General features: G+C 63.5%; 1 pseudogene. It reads left to right on the forward strand.

Annotated features, from left to right (window positions below):
• Nucleotides 1–200 precede the first annotated feature (200 nt).
• Nucleotides 201–788, forward strand: a pseudogene (locus F6Q13_RS18350) (hypothetical protein); the annotation flags it as partial.

Genomic DNA, 788 nt, shown 5'->3' on the forward strand with positions numbered 1-788 from the left:
TCGGCGTCCAGGCACCTACGATCGGTGACCGGGCCAAGCGGCACGAGATGGCGGAGAGGAACCTCGACCCGCGCTTTCCGGTATACCGCCGACGTTTTCAGCCAAACGCCCCCCGAGGAAGGTCATCTCAATTTATTATCCGGGCGGCGTCATGCCCGTGATGTTTTTGCTGGCGTCGGTTTTCTCGAGGAGCTGATTCTATGAGTCGGCGGCACCGCATCAAGAGTCGGTTAGGTTCGGGGGAGGTCGGGTCACGTCGGGGTGCCCGCGTGGTGGGTGTGGGCGCAACGGCCGGGGCATTTTGGGCCGCAGCGATGGGGGCCGGTGCGCCGGAAGCTCGAGCTGATCTTTTGGATGCAGTGCTGGATCCGTTGATGGGTGCAGCTGCAGCGGCAGGCGCCGGGTTGAGTGATGCGAGTGGGCCGGCCGCGGATGCGGGGACGGTCGCGGCTTCGTTGGGTGGGTTGGACGCGGTCCTGGCAGGTCTGGTGCAAGAACTTAACGCCACGGTCAACGGGCTGGCCCAGGATTGGATCACCAACCCGATCGGCAGCGCGGTTGATTCGGTGGTCAACGCGCCCTCGGTGTTTTTGTTCGGGCGGGATTTGATCGGTAATGGGATCAACGATTTCACCGGGGCCAATACGTCGTTGTTGGGCAGCTCGGGGATGTTCGGCAATCTCAGCGATGGTGGGTTTTTGGTCGGCAACGGCGGAACTGGGGTGGCCGGGATTGATGGTGGGACCGGTGGAGTTGGTGGTTCAGCCGGGCTGATCGGTGACGGCGGT

The organism is Mycobacterium sp., from assembly GCF_008709575.1.
Taxonomy (GTDB): domain Bacteria; phylum Actinomycetota; class Actinomycetes; order Mycobacteriales; family Mycobacteriaceae; genus Mycobacterium.